Source organism: Promicromonospora kroppenstedtii DSM 19349 (assembly GCF_000515355.1).
Taxonomy (GTDB): domain Bacteria; phylum Actinomycetota; class Actinomycetes; order Actinomycetales; family Cellulomonadaceae; genus Promicromonospora; species Promicromonospora kroppenstedtii.
In genome coordinates, this window is the sequence record NZ_KI911707.1 from 2431 (window position 1) to 4572 (window position 2142).

Below are 2142 nucleotides of genomic sequence, written 5' to 3' on the forward strand. Positions count from 1 at the left end.
CGGCGGGCGGCAGCCAGGACGCCTCGACGCCGGCGAGCGCCATGGCGCGCAGGCGGTCGTCCGGGACCGCGAGGTCGTCGGCGAGGATGCGGTACTCCCCCGCGAGCGTGGTGGGGAACATGCCCGGGTCGTCGGAGGCGGGGATCACGTTCAGCCCCGCCTCCAGCATCGCGGCGATGGAGGCCCGCCGCCACGGCCGCCACGAGCGCCGCGACGTCGTGGAGATCACCGTGAACGGCACCTGCTCGTCGCGCACCCGCGCCACCACGTCGTCGTCCTGCAGCACGAAGTAGCCGTGGTCGATGCGGTCGCAGCCGAGCACGTCCAGGCAGGTGACCGTGTTGACCGCGACCGGGGCGTGCTCGGACGAGTGCGCCGTGCGGCCCAGGCCCGCCTCGCCGGCGAGCCGGTAGGCCGCGGCGAAGCGCTCGGGCGGGCCCGCCGTCTCCAGGTTGTCCAGGCCGATGCCCGCCACGTACTCGTGCGGGTTGTCGACCACGGTGCGCACGCGTTCCAGCGCGTCCTCGCCCGAGCCCGACCGGTCGATCGCGGCGATGAGCCGGCCCGACATGCCGAAGTCGCGCTCCGCCATCCGGATGCCCTCGGCGTACGCCTCGACGGAGCCGAGGTAGCCGAGGGACGCCAGGTGCTCGGGGACGGCGTCGAAGGAGACCTCGAGGTGGCGCGTCGCGCTCGTGCGGTGCGCCGCCTCGAACGCCTCGTAGGTGATCCGGGTGAGGTCGTCCGCGTCGCGCAGCACCTGCGTGACCCAGCGGGACGCCTGGAACAGCGAGTAGGAGACCTCGGGCTCGTCGGCGCTGCGGCCCTGCGGCACGGGGACGCGCGTGTCGCGGTACAGGTCCGGGTCCGGCGGCAGGGAGTTGATGTCGGCGAAGATGCGCTCGGGCTCGGCCGGCAGGTCGAGGCCCTCGCGCCGGGCCAGCTCCGCGAAGGTGCTCGCCCGGACCGTGCCGATGAGGTGGCAGTGCAGGTCGACCTTGGGCATCAGGTCCAGGGTGCTGGGCCGGGCCTGCTGGTCGGCGGTGAGCTCAGGGCTCATGTCGGTGCTCGTCATGGTGTCGGGCCCGGTCAGCCGGCCGTCACCTCACGGGCGAACCGGTCCACCCACTCGCCGCGCGTGGGCACCAGCTCCGCCGGGTCGAGCGTCGCGTAGCCGGCGGCGACCGGGTCGGTCGCGATGTCGCCGACCACTGCCGAGATGGAGTCCGGCACCGTCGCGTCCGGGTTGACCGGCAGGTCGCCCACGAGCTCGGCGGACCTGGTCTGCGCCTCGGCCGAGAGCAGGTAGTCGATGAACTGGTGCGCGCCGTCGGCGTTCGGGGCGCCCGCGGGGATCATGGCGCGGTTGGTGGCCATGTACCGGCCGGTGGCCGGCGGCGTCCAGGCGAACGGCTCGCCAGAGGCGACCAGGTCGGTCGCGAAGCCGCTCAGGGAGTCGGCGGCGACGATCTCGCCCTGCGTGAGCAGGTTCGTCACCTCGGTGGACGACGAGTAGAACTGCAGGATGCCCGGCGCCCAGCCCCCGATGGTGCCGAGCGCGGTGTCGACGTCGTACGGCCCGTCCCCGTAGGTCTCCCCCACGCCCGAGATCATGAGCTGGCCGGCCGTCACCGAGATGTCGGGCAGCGCGAGGCTCCCGGCGTGCGCGGCGTCGCCGTACAGGTCCCAGTCGGCGGCCTCCTCGGCCGTCAGGGCCTCGGTCGAGTAGATGGTCCCGTTGAGCTGGTAGCTGTAGGCGGGGCCCGCGTAGGAGTCCTCCAGCGCGAAGTCGGCGACGTCGTCCAGGGCCGGCACCTTGGCGGCGTCGACCTGCTGGAACAGGTCGGTCTCCTGGCCCAGCGCGGCGTAGTAGTCGGAGAGCAGCATGACGTCGATGCCGGAGCTGTCGCCCGCCACCTGGAGCTGCGAGAGCCGGTCGGCGTTCGAGCCGGTCTCCACCTCGACCTTGATCCCGGTCTCGGCGGTGAACGGGTCGATCACGGCCTCCTGGAACTCCTCGACGCCGAATGGGAACGTGGACACGACGATGGTGTCCTCGGCCGCGGCGTCGTCCCCGGCGGAGCAGCCGGAGGCCAGCAGGGCGGTGGCCGCGAGGCCGGCGGCGACGGCCGCGGAGCGGCG

Annotated in this window: 2 protein-coding genes; both read right to left on the reverse strand. The window is 73.4% G+C overall.

What is annotated here, in order from left to right; translation table 11 throughout:
* The coding region (locus PROKR_RS18875; protein WP_245605882.1) for an adenosine deaminase family protein at positions 1-1060 on the reverse strand (1060 nt) is incomplete at its 3' end.
* 29 nt (positions 1061-1089) lie between these two features.
* Positions 1090-2142: extracellular solute-binding protein (locus PROKR_RS18880; protein WP_036965712.1), on the reverse strand; the 1053-nt coding region annotated here is incomplete at its 5' end.